The sequence below is a fragment of the Mesorhizobium sp. U510 genome, from assembly GCF_059180695.1.
This window is the reverse complement of sequence record NZ_CP180532.1, coordinates 4,108,611-4,127,087: the sequence shown is the minus strand read 5'-3', so window position 1 is coordinate 4,127,087 and position 18,477 is coordinate 4,108,611. Positions and strand designations below refer to the sequence as shown.

Genomic DNA, 18,477 nt, shown 5'->3' with positions numbered 1-18,477 from the left:
CGGCGGAAACTGGTGTCTGCTTTCCAGAAATAGACTTGGCCTTTTAGCGGGCACGCTCCAGCCTGTCCAGAAACACGGAACTGGGCCAATCCTGGGAGTCTATTGGCCCCAAAAACGAAAACCGCCGGCGCGAAGGCCGGCGGTTTTGGACGCGGTACTAAAGAACTCGATTACTTAAGCATCAGGTCATAGGCCGACTTTATGGCCGAACTCTGTCCGTTGCCCTACATCGCGCCGGCTTCGTCCTCAAAACCGTCGTCGCCGCCTTCAGACCCGCCATTTTCGAGGAACTTTTCGGCGATCAGCCCGGCATTCTGCCTGAGCGCCAGTTCGATCTCGCGTGCCGTATCGGGATTGTCGCGCAGGAACAGTTTTGCATTTTCGCGGCCCTGGCCGAGGCGTTGCGAATTGTAGGAGAACCAGGCGCCGGACTTCTCGACCACGCCGGCCTTGACGCCGAGATCAACCAGCTCGCCGGTCTTGGACACGCCCTCGCCATACATGATGTCGAACTCTACCACCTTGAAGGGCGGCGCCAGCTTGTTCTTGACCACCTTGACGCGGGTCTGGTTGCCGACGACCTCGTCGCGGTCCTTGACCGAGCCGATGCGTCGAATGTCGAGGCGCACCGACGCGTAGAATTTCAGCGCGTTGCCGCCGGTCGTGGTCTCGGGCGAACCGAACATGACGCCGATCTTCATGCGGATCTGATTGATGAAGATGACCATGGTGTTGGATCGCGAGATCGAGGCGGTCAGCTTGCGCAGCGCCTGGCTCATCAGGCGGGCCTGCAGGCCGGGCAGCGAATCGCCCATCTCGCCCTCGATTTCGGCGCGCGGCGTCAGTGCCGCAACCGAATCGACCACCAGCACGTCGATGGCGCCGGAACGCACCAGCGTGTCGCAGATCTCCAGCGCCTGCTCGCCGGTGTCGGGCTGCGAGATCAGCAGGTTTTCAAGATCGACGCCGAGCTTGCGGGCATAGACCGGGTCGAGCGCGTGTTCGGCGTCGACGAAGGCGCAGATGCCGCCCTTCTTCTGGGCTTCGGCCACCGTGTGCAGCGCCAGCGTCGTCTTGCCCGAGCTTTCCGGCCCGTAGATCTCGATGATGCGGCCGCGCGGCAGGCCACCGACGCCGAGCGCGATGTCGAGGCCGAGCGAGCCGGTCGGCACCGTTTCGATCTCGACGACCTGCTCGTTCGCGCCGAGCCGCATGATCGAGCCCTTGCCGAAAGCCCGCTCGATTTGCGACAGCGCCGCATCCAGAGCCTTTGATTTGTCCACTGCCTTATCCTCTACAAGCCGCAAAGAATTCTGAGCCATGATACATCACCCCTTGGTCGTCAATGAAGGCCGGACAATCCGTAATCCCTGCCATTTTGTACCTTTTTTGTTCTCGTTTGGCAAGAGGGATCAAATATCTGAAAAACAAGTCATATCCGTATTTGTTCTTTTTTCGTACCAAGAGATCGAACAGGAACGCGCCCCACATTGGGCCAGACTGTTCGATTGTATCGATCCGCCGAATCGCCATCTTGCTGGCGAAGGTCTGCGGCGCAGTCTAGCGCTTGTGCAGTCGCAATAACAAAGGGCATATCGCCAGCATGGTGAAATCCATAGAGATACTGGCCGTGGGCGGCGCCCATATCGACCGGCGTGGCCAGGTGTCCGGCGCCTACGTGCCGGCCGCGTCCAATCCCGGCACGATGCGCGAGGATGTCGGCGGCGGCGTGTTCAACGCGCTGCGCAGCACGGTGCGGCGCGGCGTATCGGGCTCGCTGATGTCGATGCGCGGCGGCGATGCCGGGGCCGACACCATTTCGCGAGCCATCGCCGAGGCAGGCATCGCAGACCTGTCGGCGGTCTTCCTCGACCGCACGACGCCGAGCTATACGGCGCTGATCGATCGCGAGGGCGAGTTGATCGTCGGCTTCGCCGACATGGCGCTGTACGATCTGGCGTTTCCCAAGCAGATGAGGCGCTCCAAGGTCCGCGAGGCGATCGCAGCCGCCGATGCCATACTGTGCGATGCCAATCTGCCGTCTTCGGCACTGGAGCGGCTGGTTTCGCTTGCCGCCGGCAAGCCGGTCTATGCCATTGCCATTTCGCCGGCCAAGGTCGTGCGGCTGATACCGGTGCTCGGCGCGCTGGCACTGGTCTTCATGAACCGGCGCGAGGCCGTCGCGCTGGCCGGCGTCAATGCAAATGCCGCCGAGCGAGACGTCGTCGACGGTTTGCGATGCAGCGGCCTTGCCAGCGGCGTCGTGACGGCAGGCAGCGCGCCCGTGCTGGGTTTCGACGAGACAGGCGCTTTTTCGATCCAACCGCCTGCCCCCAGAAAAGTCGCCGACGTCACCGGCGCCGGCGACGCGCTGGCGGGTGCGACGGTGGCAGCCTTGCTGCGCGGCCTGCCGCTGCGCCAGGCCTTGCGCGAAGGCGTCGCGGCGGCGACGCTGGCCATCGAAAGCGCCGACGCCATCCCTGATTTTACCGCGGCAAGCTTCGCGGAAGCGCTGGCACTTGTGCCGGACGCGCAGGAAGTGGCATGAGACCGGCAAATTCATAGTGCCGCTGTATTGCCGGCATGCGCCGCACCGCGAGTTGGAGATCCAGATGAGCCCCGAAACCGCCCGCCCCTTCATCGACATCCACGCACCGGTGGCGCAAGCCCTGGCCGCCGGGCGCCCGGTTGTGGCGCTGGAAAGCACCATCATCACCCATGGCATGCCCTACCCCGACAATGGCGCCATGGCGGCCAATGTCGAGAAGATCATCAGCGACGGCGGCGCCATACCGGCGACGATCGCCGTGGTTGGCGGCCGCATCAAGATCGGCCTGTCCGACGGCGAGCGCGAATCGCTGGCCATGACCGGTGACGCCATGAAGCTGTCGCGCGCCGACCTCGGCTTTGCCGTCGCGCAAGGGCGCACGGGTGGCACGACAGTCGCCGCCACCATGATCGCGGCTGAAATGGTCGGGATAAAAGTGTTCGCCACCGGCGGCATTGGCGGCGTGCACAAGGGCGCCGAGAAGAGCTTCGACATCTCCGCCGATCTCGACGAATTGGCGCGCACGCCGGTCATCGTCGTCTCGGCCGGCGCCAAGGCGATCCTCGACATCGAAAAGACGCTGGAAGTGCTGGAGACGCGAGGCGTGCCTGTCGTCGGCCATGGCTGCGAGACCATGCCCGCCTTCTGGTCGCGGCAGTCGCCGTTCCGCGCCCCGCTGACCCTTTATAAGCCCGAAGAGATCGCGCATTTCTTCCGGACGCGGCAGGCACTGGGCTTGGGTGGCGGCATGTTGATCGCCAATCCGGTGCCGGAAAACCACGAAATCCCTGCTGAAGAGATGGCGGGCTATATCGACGCCGCGCAAAAGGCGGCCGAGGCGCTCAACGTGACCGGCAAGGCGGTGACGCCGTTCCTTCTGGGAAAAATCCTGGAGTTGACCGGCGGCCGCAGCCTCAAGACTAATATCGCGCTGGTCGAAAACAATGCGCGGCTGGCTGCCGAGATCGCCAAGGCGCTGTAGTTCACTTGCCTGCGCGCCGCCCTGCCTCATAGGCGCGGCGCGCCCACACCGTCATCTCGTCGGGATCGTCAAAGGCGCTGTCGGGAATGCTCCAATAGGGCATGGCGACCAGCTTGCCGTGGCGCTTGCCGGTATAGGCCCATTGCTTGCAGCCCTCGGCTTCGAAATCGGGCGCGCTTTGCTCGTCGGCCTTGAGCAGCAACTCGCCGCGCAGCACGATGGCGACGATGACGCCGTCGAAATAGATGCCCTTCCCGCCGAACAGCCGGCGAATGCTGACCGGGCCTAGCCCTGAGAACAGTTCGGCGATGCGTTCATTGTCCATGCCGCAATCATGTCACCGGCATTTGACATTGTCATCGCGCAACGAAAATCATGCTGACAGGTTGACCATTCCGTCGGAGTTCTTGTCATGCCGCTTCTGCTCAAGGGGTCCTGCCGCTGCAACGCCGTGCGTTTCGAGGTGGAGAGCCACACGCCCGTACCGTTCATGCTGTGCTACTGCTCGATCTGCCGCAAGCAGCAGGGCGGCGGTGGTTTCGCCATCAATCTCGGCGCCGACTACGAAACGCTGAACATCAGGGGTAAGCGGAACCTTGGCGTCTACCGTGCCGAGATCGAGGACGACGAGCATCCTCATTGCGAGGTCTCGACCGGCGAGCGCAATTTCTGCCGCAAATGCGGGTCGGCGCTCTGGCTTTACGACCCGACATGGCCGGAGTTGGTGCACCCCTTCGCCTCGGCGATCGACAGCGACCTGCCGAGGCCGCCTGAAAAGGTGCATCTGATGTTGAAATACAAGGCGAACTGGGTCGAACCCGATATCGGCAAAGGCGACAAGACGTTCGACGTCTACCCCGAGGAATCGATCGCCGACTGGCACAAGCGGATGGGGATGTGGGTGGATTAGCGGCCTTCGCCCCGTTTACGGGGACAAGATGAGGCTAGCCGCGGCAGCGCCAACCTTGGAGGGGCCAGTGCTGCCCCTCACCCATCACTTCGTGACACCTTCTCCCCGCAGACGGGGCGAAGTAAGATCAGGCCGAAGCGCGTGCTTCGGCCAGCGCCTTGAGGTCGGCCGGCTTGAGTTCGACCGACTCGCCGCAGCCGCAGGCCGAACTCTGGTTCGGGTTGTGGAAGGTGAAGCCGGTGCGCAGCGCGGTCTGCTCGAAATCCATCTCGGTGCCGAACAGGAAAAGCGCGGCCTCCGGCGCCACATAGACATGGGCGCCGTCGCGTTCGATGTGATCGTCCTTGGTGCTGGGCTCGGTCACCAGGTCGACCGTATATTCCATGCCGGCGCAGCCGCCCTTCTTGATGCCGAGGCGGATGCCGTGCGCGTTGTCTCGGGTAGCCACGATCTCGCGCACCCGGTCTGCGGCCTTTTCGGTCATCGTGATGACGGCGAAGCGTCCCATTCTCTTTCCTTCTCCATTCCATGCAGGTTAAAGGCCTGCCGAATGATTCCTCACCTAAAATGGTGAAGTTTTACCCCTGGCGCAAGTGTACCAGGCTCGACGCTAGTACCACCCCACCGCCACCTGCGCTTCTTCCGACATACGGTCGGGCGACCAGGGCGGGTCGAAGGTCATGTTGACCTCGACGCCGGACACGCCTTCGACGGCGCCGACGGCATTTTCGACCCAGCCCGGCATTTCACCGGCCACCGGGCAACCCGGCGCGGTCAGCGTCATGTCGATCTTGACCGAGCGGTCGTCCTCGATGTCGATCTTGTAGACGAGGCCGAGCTCGTAGATGTCGGCCGGAATTTCCGGGTCGTAGACCGTCTTCAGCGCCGACACGATGTCGTCGGTCAGCCGCGCCAGTTCGTCGGCGGGAATGGCCGAGGCCGATACGATGCCATTTGCAGCCGTTTCCGGCGCGGTCTCTTCGGTTGTGCTCACATCGTCCATGGTCGTCATCACCCAAAGAACTTTCGCGCTTTTTCAAGCGCCTCGGCCAAAGCGTCGACTTCGGCCCTGGTATTGTACATGCCGAACGATGCCCTGCATGTGGAGGTTACACCAAAGCGTTTCAACAGCGGCTGGGCACAATGGGTGCCGGCCCGCACTGCCACGCCCTGCCTGTCTATCACCATCGACACGTCATGGGCATGAATGCCTTGCAGTTCGAAGGAAATGATCGCGCCCTTGCCCGGCGCATCGCCGAAGATGCGCAGCGAGTTGATGGCGCGCAGCCGCTCGTGCGCGTAGGTCTTGAGGTCTTCCTCGTGCGCCGCGATCCGTTCGCGGCCGATCTTTTCCATGTAGTCGAGGGCGGCACCCAGCCCGATCGCCTGGACGATCGGCGGCGTGCCGGCCTCGAAGCGATGCGGCGGCTCGTTGTAGGTAACGATGTCTTCCGTCACCTCCTCGATCATCTCCCCGCCGCCCATGAAGGGGCGCATGCCCTGGAGAATGTCCTTCTTGCCGTAGAGCACGCCGATGCCAGACGGACCGTAGACCTTGTGGCCGGTGAAGACGAAGAAGTCGCAGTCGAGATCCTGCACGTCGATCGGCATATGCACGGCGCTCTGGCTGCCATCGACAAGGACGGGAATACCACGCGCGTGCGCGATGCGCACGATCTCCTTGATCGGCGTCACCGTGCCCAGCGCATTCGACATCTGCGTGATGGCGACCAGCTTGGTGCGGTCGGTCAGCCGCTTCTCGAACTCCTCAATGTGGAAGACGCCGAGATCGTCGACCGGCACCCAGACCAGCTTGGCGCCCTGCCGCTCGCGGATGAAATGCCAGGGAACGATGTTGGAGTGGTGCTCCATGATCGACAGCACGATCTCGTCGCCCTCGCCGATATTGGGCATGCCATAGCCATAGGCGACGGTGTTGATCGCCGAGGTCGTGTTGGAGGTGAAGACGATGTTGTCGGTGCTCGACGCGTTGAGGAAGCGGCGCACCGTCTCGCGCGCCTTTTCATAGGCATCGGTCGCTGCGTTGGACAGGAAATGCAGGCCGCGATGGACGTTGGCGTATTCCTGGCAATAGGCATGCTGGATCGTGTCCAGCACCACCTGCGGCTTCTGCGCCGAGGCGCCATTGTCGAGGTAGACCAACGGTTTGCCATAGACTTCGCGCGACAGGATCGGGAAGTCGCGGCGGATCGCCTCGACGTCGTAGAAATCTCCGATCTTGCCTGGAGCGTTCATCATTTCACCCGTGCGTCACAAACCATTCGTCGAGTCTCGCTTCCAGCGCCTCGACGATCGTCTCGTCGTCCAGTTCCTCGATCACCTCGGCCACGAAGGCCTTGACCAGCAGACCGCGAGCCGACTTCTCGTCGACACCGCGCGCCATCAGGTAGAACAGATGGTCGTGGTCGATTTCGGTCACCGTCGCGCCGTGGCCGCAGACGACGTCGTCGGCGAAGATTTCGAGCTCCGGCTTGGTCGAGAACTCGCCATCGTCCGACAACAACAGCGTGTTGCAGGCCATCTTGGCATTCGTCTTCTGCGCATATTGGTGGACGTTGATGCGGCCCTGGAAGACGCCGCGTGCCTTGCCCGTCACCACGTTGCGGATGACCTCGGTCGAGGTCGTATGCGGCACGGCGTGGTCGAGCACCATCGTCACGTCGGAGTGGGTGTCGCCGGCCAGAAGGTTGATGCCGCGCAGCTTGAAATCAGCGCCTTCGCCCGTCGTCTTGACCATGACCTCCTGGCGCACAAGCTTGCCGCCAGCGTTCATCACGAAAAGCGTCAGTTTCGCGTTCTTGCCGATATGGGCCTTAAACTGCGCCAGATGCGTCGCCCTGTCCGGCTGCTCCTGGACGATCAGCCATGTCACCTCGGCACCCTCGCCAAGCACGAGCTGGCTGACGGAACTGACCAGCGCGGCGCCATCACCCGCCTGACGCTCGACGATAACGGCCTTGGCGCCGGCGCCGACGCGAACGGCCAGGCGCACATGGGTCTGGCCGCCGGCCTGCACATTCTGCAGCTCGATCGGCTTTTCAAGTTCCGTGCCATCGGCGATGTCGACAAAATAACCATCGGCAACGAAAGCGGTGTTCAGCGCGCCTATGGCATCGTCGCTGCCATAGGGATCGAGCCCCGGCGCGATGCTGCCATCAATCAACTTTTCCGACAGGCACTGGACGGCAACGCCCTCGATGGCCGGCACCTTTGCGTCGGACTTGCCGTTCAGGACCGGCAGAACGGCGGAGCCTTCGACGATCGGCGCGATGGCCTTGGCCATGGCGGCTGGATCGAAGTCCGGCACCACGTTCAACAGCCGGCGCAGGTCCGTGTAATGCCAGGATTCGACGCGCCGCGTCGGCAGGCCGTGCTTGATCGCCTCAATCGCGTCGTCGCGCTTCAGCATCACCGCGCCGTCGCCCGGCAGCAGCGACAGCCGGTCGCCGAACGCGTCGATCAACGCTGTCTCGGCCGGTGTCCGCTGCGGTTGTGTGTGCATATTCATCAGTCTTGCCTCTGGCATCTCACGCGGCTTCGCCGATCACGCCGGCATAGCCATTGGCTTCGAGGTCGAGCGCCAGCGACTTGTCGCCGGACTTGATGACCTGGCCCCTGTAGAGCACGTGCACGCTATCAGGCACGATGTGCTCGAGCAGGCGCTGGTAGTGGGTGATGACCAGGAAGGCCCGGTCGGGTGCACGCAGCGCGTTGACGCCGTCGGAAACGATCTTCAGCGCATCGATGTCGAGGCCGGAATCGGTCTCGTCGAGCACGCAAAGTTTTGGCTCCAGCAGCTTCATTTGCAAAATCTCGGCGCGCTTCTTCTCGCCGCCGGAGAAGCCGACATTGAGCGGCCGCTTCAGCATCGCCATGTCCATGCTGAGCGAGGCCGCGGCTTCCTTCACCCGCTTGAGGAATTCGGGGATTTTCAGCGGCTCTTCGCCACGCGCCTTGCGCTGCTCGTTCATGGCCACTTTCAGGAATTCCATGGTCGCCACGCCCGGTATCTCCATCGGGTACTGGAAGGCGAGGAAAATGCCCGACGTGGCGCGCTCGGCCGGATCCATTTCGAGGATCGACTGGCCGTTGTAGAGGATGTCGCCTTCGGTGACTTCATAGTCCTCGCGGCCGGCAAGGATATAGGACAGCGTCGATTTGCCCGAGCCGTTCGGGCCCATGATCGCGGCGACCTCGCCGGCTTTCACCGTCAGATTCAGGCCGCGGATGATTTCGGTGCCGTCATCGACGATGCGGGCATGCAGGTTCTTGATCTCAAGCATTCTTTTGTTTCCTGAATATCTGTCCGGTCAGCCGACCGAGCCCTCAAGCGAGATACCGATCAGCTTCTGCGCCTCGACGGCAAACTCCATCGGCAGTTGCTGGATGACATCCTTGACGAAGCCATTGACGATCAGCGCGATGGCTTCCTCCTCGGGAATGCCGCGCTGCATGACGTAAAATTTCTGGTCCTCGGAAATCTTCGAAGTCGTCGCCTCATGCTCGAACTGCGCCGTCGAGTTCTTGGCTTCCATGTAAGGTACGGTATGCGCGCCGCACTGGTCGCCGATCAGCAGACTGTCGCAGTTGGTGAAGTTGCGGGCGTTGGTCGCCTTGCGGTGCGCCGAGACCTGGCCGCGATAGGTGTTCTGCGAGAAGCCGGCGGCGATGCCCTTGGAGATGATGCGGCTCGACGTGTTCTTGCCGAGATGGATCATCTTGGTGCCCGAGTCGACCTGCTGATAACCGTTGGAAACGGCGATCGAATAGAACTCACCGGAAGAGTCGTCGCCGCGCAGGATGCAGCTCGGGTACTTCCACGTGATGGCCGAACCGGTCTCAACCTGCGTCCACGAAATCTTCGAGCGGTCGCCACGGCAGTCGCCGCGCTTGGTGACGAAATTGTAGATGCCGCCCTTGCCCTCGGCGTCGCCGGGGTACCAGTTCTGCACGGTCGAATATTTGATCTCGGCGTCGTCGAGCGCCACCAGTTCGACGACTGCGGCATGCAGCTGGTTCTCGTCGCGCTGCGGCGCAGTGCAGCCTTCGAGATAAGAGACGTAAGCCCCCTCCTCGGCGATGATCAGCGTGCGCTCGAACTGGCCGGTGTTCTTCTCGTTCATGCGGAAATAGGTCGACAGCTCCATCGGGCAGCGCACACCCTTGGGCACGAAGACGAACGAGCCGTCGGTGAAGACAGCCGAATTCAGCGTGGCGTAGAAATTATCCGAGGTCGGCACGACCGAGCCGAGATATTTCTGAACCAGTTCCGGATGCTCGCGGATGGCTTCCGAGATCGAGCAGAAGATGACGCCGGCCTGCGCCAGCTCCTTCTTGAATGTGGTGACGACGGAGACGGAATCAAACACCGCGTCGACGGCGACGCGGCCGGATTTGTAGACGTTGTCGCTGGGCTCCTCGAGCTCCGAGGCGTCGGTCTTCTGCACGCCGGCGAGGATCTCCTGCTCGCGCAGCGGAATGCCGAGCTTTTCGTAGACCTTCAAGAGTTCCGGATCGACATCGCTGAGCGAGGACGGGCCGGGCGTGCTCTTGGGCGCGGCATAGTAGTAGATGTCCTGGAAATCGATCTTCGGATAGTGGACGCGCGCCCAGGTCGGCTCTTCCAGCGTCAGCCAGCGCCGATAGGCCTCCAGACGCCATTCCAGCATCCAGGACGGCTCGTCCTTCTTGGCCGAAATGAAACGGATGATGTCTTCGCTCAGGCCCTTGGGGGCCTTGTCGACAGCAATCTCGGTCTGGAATCCGTATTTGTATTGGTCGACGTCGATCTTTCGGACCCGATCGATCGTGTCCTGCACAGCAGGCATATGCGTTCTCCATCCACGCCGGGGTCAAGGCCCGGCAGTTTTCAAACTATGGCACCGCGAACGGCAGCCCCTTGAGGCGCCGGAAGTGGCGTAAGTCCCATATAGTGCGTTTCGACCGGAAATTCACCCGGCCACTTGCAAACGCACGGCTCTACCAGGCTGCGAAGCCTGAATTCCCTTTCACCGCGTCAGGCGGCCTGTTCCCTGCCCGCCCGGCGCTGGGCAATTCCCGCCAGCGCGGTTCGGAACAATTCAATGTCCTCGGCGCCCGTCGCAGCACCGATCGACACGCGCAAGGCGCCAAGACTGTCGCCATAGCCCATGGCTTTCAGCACGTGGCTCGGCCCGACCTTGCCCGACGAACAGGCGGAGCCGGCCGACAGCGCCACACCGGCGAGATCGAAGGCGATCTGCGCGGTTTCGGCCTTGATGCCCGCAATAGCGAAGAATGTCGTGTTGGCAAGCCTTGGCGCGTCGGTTCCAAAGATTTCCGCGTCTGGCGCCAGCATTTTCACGATGGCTTCGATCTCGTCGCGGTGCTGGCGCACCGCATCGATCGCCGGCAGGCCGGCCAGTGCTTCGCGCGCGGCGACACCAAAGCCTGATATGGCGGCGAGGTTTTCCGTGCCACCGCGATGGCCCTTTTCCTGGCCGCCGCCATTGATCAGGGGCTTCGGCATCATCAGATCGGCGGCGGCGACGATGGCGCCGACGCCCTTGGGACCGCCGATCTTGTGCGAAGACAGAATCAAATAATCGGCGTAACCCGCTGACATGTCGATGGAAACGCGGCCTGCGGCCTGAACGGCATCGACGACAAGAATGCCGCCAGCGGCCTTGACGATTTCGGCGATGCGATCGATCGGCTGGATCACGCCGGTCTCGTTGTTGGCGCCATGGATCGCGACCAGCGGCAGGCCATCGGCCTTGTCATGACCTGCAAGTGCCCCGGCCAAGGCCGCAAGGTCGGCAATGCCGTTGGCATCGACGCCGATGCGCGTCACCTGCCCCGCCGGGAAGCGTCCGCCATTCAACAGGCAGGGATGATCGGCCTCGCAGACGTAGAGTCGGCTCATGCGCACGCTGCCGCGCCCCATCTGCCAATCGGGGGACAGCAACGTCGAGGCGGCTTCTGTCGCGCCCGAGGTGAAAACGACATGTTCGGGCCTGGCATTGACCAGAGCCGCGACCTCGCGCCTTGCCGTCTCGATCAGGCGCCGCGCGGCGCGGCCTTCGGCATGGACCGATGACGGGTTGGCCGCCACGTCAAGCGCCGCGACCATAGCCTCGCGTGCCGCTGGAAGCAGCGGCGCACTGGCATTATAGTCGAGATAGGCGCGTTTTGCGGCCATTTTCGTCCAGTTGATCCCATCAGAAGCCATTCGGTCGTCGTATGGCGTTATTTCCTTGAAATTCCAAGGCGAGCCGTCCTATTTACGCGGCTTGCGGCGCGGGTGGCCGGGCTCGACGTCTGGCCACTCAGTTTTGAATAGTTCTAAACTAGCTTCTAAGAAGACGCTCGCCCTGCGTCAAGGCCAGAGGAAGACTCGTTCCGGGCGCCGCGCATTCGTATTACCCAAGTGGAGTATTTCATGCCTGAGGTCATTTTCACCGGTCCGGCCGGCCGCCTGGAGGGACGCTACCAGCCCTCCAAGGAAAAGAGCGCGCCGATCGCCATCGTCTTGCATCCCCATCCGCAGTTCGGCGGCACGATGAACAACAAGATCGTCTACGACCTCTTCTATATGTTCCAGAAGCGCGATTTCACCACGCTGCGCTTCAATTTCCGCGGCATCGGCCGCAGCCAGGGCGAATTCGACCACGGCACCGGCGAATTGTCGGATGCCGCCGCCGCACTCGACTGGGTCCAGTCGCTGCACCCGGATTCCAAGAGCTGCTGGGTCGCTGGCTATTCATTCGGCTCGTGGATCGGCATGCAGCTTTTGATGCGCCGGCCGGAGATCGAGGGCTTCATATCGATCGCGCCGCAGCCCAACACCTATGACTTCTCGTTCCTGGCGCCTTGCCCGTCATCGGGCCTGATCATCCATGGCGATGCCGACAAGGTGGCGCCGCCGAAGGATGTGCAAGGCCTGGTCGACAAGTTGCACACGCAGAAGGGCATCACCATCACGCAGAAGACCCTGCCCGGCGCCAACCACTTCTTCGCCAACCACGCCGATCTTTTGATCGAGGAATGCGCGGACTATCTCGATCGCCGGCTGGCGGGCGAATTGTCCGATCCGCGGCCCAAGCGGCTGAGATAAGCAGGAAAGGCGCCAGCGCCGATGTACGAGCCTCCCCATTTCCAGGAAACGCGGCCCGACGTGCTGCATGGACTGATCAGGGCGCATCCGCTCGGAATGCTGATCTCGAACGGGCCTGACGGCCCGGTCGCCAACGCCATTCCCTTCCTGCTCGACGCCGCAGCGGCGCCGAACGGTCGACTGCGGGCTCACCTGGCCAAGGCCAACCCGCACTGGCGCCTCATTGCCGACAATCCGGCGTCGCCCGTGCTCATCGTCTTCCAGGGCGCCGACGCCTATGTGACGCCCTCCTGGTACGAGACCAAGCGCGAGACCGGCAAGGTGGTGCCGACCTGGAACTACGCCATCGTGCAGGTACGCGGCACCGTAAAGGTGATCGACGACCAGGAGTGGCTGACGCGGCAGATCGGCGATCTGACCGCTTCCCAGGAAGGGACCCGCCAGGCGCCCTGGGCAGTGACCGATGCGCCGCCGCCCTTCATCCAGTCGCAGATCAAAGGCATTATCGGGCTGGAGATCGAGATCGGCGAGATCCACGGCAAGTGGAAGGTCAGCCAGAACCGCCCCGTCGCCGATCGCGCCGGCGTGGCGCAGGGGCTGGAAAGCGAAGTCGCTAACGCGTCCGACATGGCTCGCTTGGTAAGGTCCTACGGCGGCCTGGACAGCAATTAATCGGGCAACGACTTATTTTCCGGAGCAATCAGCCGGAACGATGCCTTGCGGACCGGCAACCCTGAGGGCGTCGGACGGAAGATGAAGCCGAGCCGGGCAAAGACCAGCCCGCAAGCCAGCGCGAAGGTGCAGCCAAGGCCGAAGCCGGCCACCGTATCGCTCGGATAGTGCGCGCCGACGAAAACCCTGGTCGAGGCGAGGCAGGCGGTGATCACCAGGGCGATGTACCAACGCCGCGGAAACAAGAGCAGGAGAACGCCGAACACCGCCCCCATCGTCGTGGCATGGCCGGATGGAAAACCGGCGAAGCGCGCGTCAAAGGCGAAGGGGTGCAGGGCGAGCACGCCAAAATCCTGGAAGTAGAGCGGGCGGGCCCGGCCGATCGCATATTTCAGGACATTGACCAGCAGGCCCGACAGGCCGACGGCGCTCAGCACCAGAAAAGCCAGGCAAGTCCAGTTGTAGACGAGCATCAGCGATCGCCGTGAAAGGCTGCGCCAATCGGTCAGATTGGCCCCAACGAGCAAAAGCGCCGACGGGATCAGGTACCAGCCGCCGAGAGCGAACTGGGTCAGGAATTCAGCCACCCCGGCTCCTGACCATTGGCCGTGGACCATCCCTGCCGGTGTATCGAGGCGAACAAAGGCCGCCGCCGTCAGCAACACCCAAACAACGAGCCAGACCGGCCATGCGATGTTGGGGTAGCGCGCGGGACGAGCGGCAAAGCGCCTTCTGACGATCTGCGTGGTGTCGCGAAAATTGCTCAGGGATCGGCGCCCTACCCCAAGGAGCCGACCGGAAACTGTAGGGCGCGATTTTACGAGCATTGGGAATTCGACCCCATTGTTGCCGTCATGGGCATCGACGAGCCGTCATGGGGCCACACGATAGAGGCCGAGCGACAATTTGTCTCCCGACGAATAGTTGAGGCCATCAACTTCCGCGACCCGGTTCATCGATTTGCCTTGCACCGACAGCATGCCATTCAGTTTCTGCTCGTCCTCGATCGGCGCCAGCCCCAGCGCGCAGGCAGGATCGGCAAGCAGATGCTGTGCCACGCCGCCGACATCAGTCAGCACCGTTTTGGTGCCGACCAGGAACACCAGGCTCGGCTCCTGATAACGCGAAGAGGCCAGCACCGTCATGGCGCAAGGCTTGTTGGCAAGCACCGCCTGCTTGATCGCCGGGCTCAGCCAGATCGGCTTCAGCGATGGGGCGATGACGCCGAACAGCAGGGCATAGGTGATGCCGGCACAGGCGGCGGTGGCTCCGATGCGGGGCAGCGGCACCTGCAACTGCCGCGAAAAGGCAAAATAGCCCGTGCCCAGTGCGGCGGCGGCCGCCGGTATGCTCCACCAGGAGAAGCTGTGGGTGAGATAGATCGGCGCTCCAATGCAGACCGCCGCCAGGCCGAGGCTGACCACGACGAGACCAAATGCGGTCGACCACCACAGCCATTGCTGCCAGCGCTTGAGCGGTGCATTGGCGTCCTCAGGCTGCAACATCAGCAGCCAGCCGATCAGCAGAGCCATGCCGGGATAGGCCGGCAGCACATAATGCGGCAGCTTGGTCGGGATCAGCTCGAACACCAGCCAGAACGGGATGTACCAGGCGAGGCAGAAGCGCAGCCTGACATCGTCGCGCATACGGTTGAGGGCCTGGAGGCCGGCGCCGACCGCGATCAGCCCGAAAGGCCACATGAACAGCGAATAGGTCAGCATGTAAAAACCAGGGGGCAGGCCGTGTGATTCCTCGCCCGACGCGACCTTGCCGAGCATGTCCTTGCCGACGGCTTGCTGCAGGAAGGCGCCATGGCTTTTCCAGGTGATCGCGGCAAGCCAGGGTAGTGCGATGACCACGACGAGCAACAGGCCGCGTCCGACCCTGAGCTTCGCCAGCCAGCGACCGTCACGTTCGAACGCGAACAGCACCGCGATGGTCAGCGCCGACAACAGCGGCGCAATCGGCCCCTTAATGAGGATCGCCGCGCCTTGCGCGATCCAGAAAATCCACCAGAGATGACCGGCGACCGGTTCATTGCGGCGCGACGCGAAATAGATCTGCGCCAGCGCGCCTTGCGCCGCCACGCAGCAGGCCAGCAGCATCGCATCGGTCTTGGCGTCGCGCCCCTCGAAGGCCGTGGCGAAGATCGCCGCCATCACCAGGCCGGCGGCGATGCCGGCATTGGCGCCGAAAAGATTGGTTCCCGTCCAGGCGATCGCCAGCACCGCGATGGCAATGCCCAGTGCCGAGATCGTGCGATAGACCCAGATCGGCGCCTCGGCGCCTTTGCCGCTCAGCGTCACCGCCGCCGACTGCAGCCAGTAAATGCCGATCGGCTTCTGGTAGCGCGAGGCCTCCTGGAAGCGGATGTCGACATAGTCGCCGCTCTCGGCCATCTGCTTGGTCGCCTGAACGAAGCGCGACTCGTCACGGTCGATCGGCGGCAGCGATGCCAGCCCCGAAAGCGTCATCGCCAGGCTGAACAGGAAGAGAAAAATGTAGTTCCTGTTCAGCGCCATGCATCAGCCTCTCTAACCATTTTCTCGCAGTGACGGGCCGCTCAATCGACCTTGGTCATCGCCGCCTTGCGCTCATTGGCGATCAGCCAGAGATTTCTGATATAGATGAACATGCCCATGGCCTGGCCGGCGATGAAGACCGGATCCTGGCGCTGGATGGCATAGATCAGAAGCAGGCCGCCGCCGAACAGGGAGAAGAACCAGAAGGCCACCGGCACGACGCTGCGCTTGGCCTTTTCCGAAGCCAGCCATTGTACGACGAAGCGCATGGTGAAGAAGAACTGCGCAACGAAGCCGAGCAGGATCCACGCATCGAATTGCTTGATGAAAACCTGGTGAAGCCAGGTCCCCAGTTCCTGAAGCACGTTAAACACGCTTGATTTCCTCTACTTTTGGCATTCTGCGGCGCCTGCGGCGCAGCCACCAGACACCGCCGAGATCGAGCGCGCCCTGCAGGCCGCGGTCGAAAATGCCGTAATTCGACTTGCCGTGCCGGCGCGAGCGATCCACGACATCGCAATGCACGACGCGATAGCCTTCCTGGATGACCAGGGCCGGGACGAAGCGATGGGTGCCGTCGAAGAACGGCAGTTTGCGCAGGATGTCGGTGTGAACCGCCTTCAGGCCGCAGCCGGTGTCGCGGGTCTCGTCATGCAGGATGGCGTTTCTCAGCCAGTTGGCGAAGCGCGACGCCAGTTGCTTGACCTTGCTGTCGCGGCGCTTGAGGCGCTGCCCCTGGGCGGCGCCGAAATCCGGCCCGGCCTGCCGCAGGGCGTCGACCAGCACCGGAATGTATTGCGGATCGTTCTGGCCGTCGCCGTCGATGGTGGCGACGATGCCGCCGCGAGCCGCCCAGGCGCCCGAGCGCACGGAAAGGCTCTGGCCGGCGGATTTCTGGTGCCGCAGTTCCCGCACCGGAAAGGAACGAAGCGCCGCCTGTTCGGTAAGCACGGCAGCCGTCTCGTCGGTCGAGCCGTCATTGACGATGATCAGTTCGAAGTCGCGCCCGGCCATCGCCGCCTCGATCTCGTCGATCAAGAGCGGCAGGTTTGCCGCCTCGTTCCTGCAAGGAATGACGATGGATATCAATGCGTCCGGCATGTCGCGTCGGGGCTCTGTCGTCGAATGTGGCATTGATGGATGCCGTGCGGTGCCGCTCGAGGTCGTGGGCTGCAAGAACCTTTGGCGCGGCGCCTCATTACGCCAGCCGAAACGATGAAGCAAGCATTCGTGCCGTAAGGCGCGATGCACCGTTTCAACAACCGATGATCGTCAGGAACTCATGATCCTTGGCGCAGAGGCAATCCGGCGCAAGACCGGATTCCACTTTTGCTGATCGCAACCTCCCGGTTGGCGCGCGATCTGACGCAAAACCGGATTCCACTTTTGCTGATCGCGCTTGGATGCTAAACGCGCCCGTTCACATATGCCCCCGCCGGACCGGGCGGACGCTTTCGGGAAAGAAAACATGCCTGCCTTCAAATCCGATTTCCTGCGCACGATGAGCGAGCGCGGCTTCATCCACCAGATTTCGGATGAGACCGGCCTCGACGAGCTTTTCGCCAAGGAAACGGTCACCGCCTATGTCGGCTACGACGCCACCGCCACCAGCCTGCATATCGGCAATCTGATCTCGGCGACCATGCTTTACTGGCTGCAGGAAACCGGACACCGTCCGATCGCACTGATGGGCGGCGGCACGTCGATGATCGGCGACCCGTCCTTCCGCGACGACCAGCGCAGCCTTTTGACGCCCGAGGCGATCGCCACCAACATCGAAGGCATCAAGCGCATCTTCGGCCGCATCCTGCGCTTCGGCGACGGCCCGAACGACGCCATCATGGTCAACAATGCCGACTGGCTGATGAAGCTCAACTATGTCGAGTTCCTGCGCGACGTCGGCCGGCATTTCTCCGTCAACCGCATGCTGACCTTCGACAGCGTCAAGCTCAGGCTCGACCGTGAGCAGTCGTTGTCGTTCCTCGAATTCAACTACATGATCCTGCAGGGCTACGATTTCGTCGAGCTCGCCCGGCGCCAGAACTGCCGCCTGCAGATGGGCGGATCGGACCAGTGGGGCAACATCATCAATGGCGTCGATCTCGGCCATCGCATGGGCACGCCGCAGCTTTACGCCCTGACCACGCCGCTGCTCACGACATCGTCAGGCGCCAAGATGGGCAAGTCGGCAAAGGGTGCGGTCTGGCTCAACGGCGACCTCTTCTCGCCCTATGATTTCTGGCAGTACTGGCGCAACACCGAGGATGCCGATGTCGAGCGCTTCCTGAAGATATTCACCCGCCTGCCGCTCGACGAGATCGCGCGCCTGGCCGCGCTTGGCGGCTCCGAGATCAACGAGGCCAAAAAGATCCTGGCCACGGAGACGACTGCGATCGTCCACGGCCGCGAGGCGGCAAACCAGGCCGAGGAAACCGCGCGCAAGACGTTCGAGGAAGGGGCGCTCGCCGACACATTGCCGACCGTCGGGGCCGACAAGGCAGCACTCGAAGCCGGCATCGGCATCCTGTCGCTGCTGGTCACGGCCGGGCTGGCTTCGTCCAATGGCGAGGCGCGGCGCCACATCCAAGGCGGAGCGGTTCGCATCAACGACCAGACGGTCAATGACGACCGCCGTATGGTCACGCTACAGGATTTGAGTCCGGAAAACGTCGTAAAGCTCTCATTGGGCAAGAAAAAACACGTTCTGGTGCGGCCGGCCTGAGGCCG

19 protein-coding genes are annotated in these 18,477 nt (G+C 62.8%); 6 read left to right on the top strand and 13 right to left on the bottom strand.

The genetic code is table 11. The features are described 5' to 3' along the window. Nucleotides 1–224: 224 nt before the first annotated feature. A complete protein-coding gene (recA, locus tag ACLGL5_RS21500; protein WP_010909075.1) occupies nucleotides 225–1,322 on the bottom strand; it encodes a recombinase RecA in 1,098 nt (365 codons plus the stop codon). Between the two features lie 281 nt (nucleotides 1,323–1,603). Between recA and ACLGL5_RS21495 the strand changes: the two genes are divergently transcribed. Both ACLGL5_RS21495 and ACLGL5_RS21490 read left to right on the top strand, forming a co-directional pair. Then, on the top strand, nucleotides 1,604–2,548 hold the full coding sequence (locus tag ACLGL5_RS21495) for a carbohydrate kinase family protein (protein WP_019857763.1): 945 nt from the start codon (nucleotides 1,604–1,606) through the stop codon (nucleotides 2,546–2,548). A gap of 64 nt (nucleotides 2,549–2,612) precedes the next feature. Further along, on the top strand, nucleotides 2,613–3,530 hold the full coding sequence (locus ACLGL5_RS21490) for a pseudouridine-5'-phosphate glycosidase (protein ID WP_027046767.1): 918 nt from the start codon (nucleotides 2,613–2,615) through the stop codon (nucleotides 3,528–3,530). Nucleotide 3,531: 1 nt separating this feature from the next. Here ACLGL5_RS21490 and ACLGL5_RS21485 read toward each other — a convergent pair whose 3' ends face one another. Next, nucleotides 3,532–3,855 (bottom strand): TfoX/Sxy family protein, encoded by a 324-nt coding sequence (locus ACLGL5_RS21485; protein WP_069091981.1) that lies wholly within the window; start codon nucleotides 3,853–3,855, stop codon nucleotides 3,532–3,534. 87 nt (nucleotides 3,856–3,942) lie between these two features. Here ACLGL5_RS21485 and ACLGL5_RS21480 point away from each other — a divergent pair, with 87 nt between their 5' ends. Beyond that, nucleotides 3,943–4,440 carry a GFA family protein gene (locus tag ACLGL5_RS21480; protein WP_069091980.1) on the top strand — a complete coding sequence of 166 codons (498 nt, stop codon included), beginning with the start codon at nucleotides 3,943–3,945 and terminating at the stop codon, nucleotides 4,438–4,440. A gap of 127 nt (nucleotides 4,441–4,567) precedes the next feature. Here the strand turns inward: ACLGL5_RS21480 and sufA are convergent, their stop codons facing one another. From sufA to ACLGL5_RS21445, 7 genes are all read right to left on the bottom strand, one after another. Beyond that, nucleotides 4,568–4,948 (bottom strand): Fe-S cluster assembly scaffold SufA, encoded by a 381-nt coding sequence (sufA, locus tag ACLGL5_RS21475; RefSeq protein ID WP_069091979.1) that lies wholly within the window; start codon nucleotides 4,946–4,948, stop codon nucleotides 4,568–4,570. A 102-nt stretch (nucleotides 4,949–5,050) separates the two neighbouring features. Continuing rightward, nucleotides 5,051–5,443 (bottom strand): SUF system Fe-S cluster assembly protein, encoded by a 393-nt coding sequence (locus ACLGL5_RS21470; protein ID WP_027046765.1) that lies wholly within the window; start codon nucleotides 5,441–5,443, stop codon nucleotides 5,051–5,053. A gap of 8 nt (nucleotides 5,444–5,451) precedes the next feature. Beyond that, nucleotides 5,452–6,696 carry a cysteine desulfurase gene (locus tag ACLGL5_RS21465; RefSeq protein WP_069093395.1) on the bottom strand — a complete coding sequence of 415 codons (1,245 nt, stop codon included), beginning with the start codon at nucleotides 6,694–6,696 and terminating at the stop codon, nucleotides 5,452–5,454. 4 nt (nucleotides 6,697–6,700) lie between these two features. Beyond that, nucleotides 6,701–7,969: a Fe-S cluster assembly protein SufD gene (gene sufD / locus ACLGL5_RS21460; RefSeq protein WP_494372761.1), complete on the bottom strand. Its 1,269-nt coding sequence runs from the start codon at nucleotides 7,967–7,969 to the stop codon at nucleotides 6,701–6,703. A gap of 19 nt (nucleotides 7,970–7,988) precedes the next feature. Next, on the bottom strand, nucleotides 7,989–8,744 hold the full coding sequence (gene sufC, locus ACLGL5_RS21455; protein ID WP_038646395.1) for a Fe-S cluster assembly ATPase SufC: 756 nt from the start codon (nucleotides 8,742–8,744) through the stop codon (nucleotides 7,989–7,991). A 27-nt stretch (nucleotides 8,745–8,771) separates the two neighbouring features. After that, nucleotides 8,772–10,289 carry a Fe-S cluster assembly protein SufB gene (sufB, locus tag ACLGL5_RS21450; RefSeq protein ID WP_019857752.1) on the bottom strand — a complete coding sequence of 506 codons (1,518 nt, stop codon included), beginning with the start codon at nucleotides 10,287–10,289 and terminating at the stop codon, nucleotides 8,772–8,774. Between the two features lie 188 nt (nucleotides 10,290–10,477). Further along, entirely contained in the window at nucleotides 10,478–11,641 is a 1,164-nt protein-coding gene (locus ACLGL5_RS21445; protein WP_069093394.1) for a cysteine desulfurase family protein, read from the bottom strand. 240 nt (nucleotides 11,642–11,881) lie between these two features. Here ACLGL5_RS21445 and ACLGL5_RS21440 point away from each other — a divergent pair, with 240 nt between their 5' ends. Continuing rightward, complete coding sequence (locus ACLGL5_RS21440) at nucleotides 11,882–12,556, top strand: alpha/beta hydrolase (RefSeq protein ID WP_027046762.1); 675 nt, start codon at nucleotides 11,882–11,884, stop codon at nucleotides 12,554–12,556. Nucleotides 12,557–12,577: 21 nt separating this feature from the next. Further along, nucleotides 12,578–13,228, top strand: coding sequence for an FMN-binding negative transcriptional regulator (locus ACLGL5_RS21435; protein ID WP_069091977.1), 651 nt, complete (start codon nucleotides 12,578–12,580; stop codon nucleotides 13,226–13,228). On the opposite strand, the gene ACLGL5_RS21430 is transcribed toward ACLGL5_RS21435, so the two are convergent. The 4 genes from ACLGL5_RS21430 to ACLGL5_RS21415 form a co-directional block, all read right to left on the bottom strand. Next, nucleotides 13,225–13,815: a phosphatase PAP2 family protein gene (locus tag ACLGL5_RS21430; RefSeq protein ID WP_223217740.1), complete on the bottom strand. Its 591-nt coding sequence runs from the start codon at nucleotides 13,813–13,815 to the stop codon at nucleotides 13,225–13,227. The genes ACLGL5_RS21435 and ACLGL5_RS21430 overlap by 4 nt on opposite strands. 285 nt (nucleotides 13,816–14,100) lie before the next feature. Beyond that, complete coding sequence (locus ACLGL5_RS21425; RefSeq protein WP_069091976.1) at nucleotides 14,101–15,750, bottom strand: ArnT family glycosyltransferase; 1,650 nt, start codon at nucleotides 15,748–15,750, stop codon at nucleotides 14,101–14,103. 41 nt (nucleotides 15,751–15,791) lie between these two features. Continuing rightward, the gene (locus tag ACLGL5_RS21420) at nucleotides 15,792–16,124 is read right to left on the bottom strand and encodes a lipid-A-disaccharide synthase N-terminal domain-containing protein (protein WP_010909058.1); all 333 of its coding nucleotides are present in this window, start codon (nucleotides 16,122–16,124) and stop codon (nucleotides 15,792–15,794) included. Beyond that, nucleotides 16,117–16,851: a glycosyltransferase family 2 protein gene (locus tag ACLGL5_RS21415; RefSeq protein ID WP_027051599.1), complete on the bottom strand. Its 735-nt coding sequence runs from the start codon at nucleotides 16,849–16,851 to the stop codon at nucleotides 16,117–16,119. The genes ACLGL5_RS21420 and ACLGL5_RS21415 overlap by 8 nt, the downstream gene beginning before the upstream one ends. Before the next feature lie 367 nt (nucleotides 16,852–17,218). Here ACLGL5_RS21415 and tyrS point away from each other — a divergent pair, with 367 nt between their 5' ends. Next, nucleotides 17,219–18,472, top strand: a complete 1,254-nt coding sequence (tyrS, locus tag ACLGL5_RS21410) for a tyrosine--tRNA ligase (protein WP_064982731.1) — start codon at nucleotides 17,219–17,221, stop codon at nucleotides 18,470–18,472. The last annotated feature ends 5 nt before the right edge of the window (nucleotides 18,473–18,477 follow it).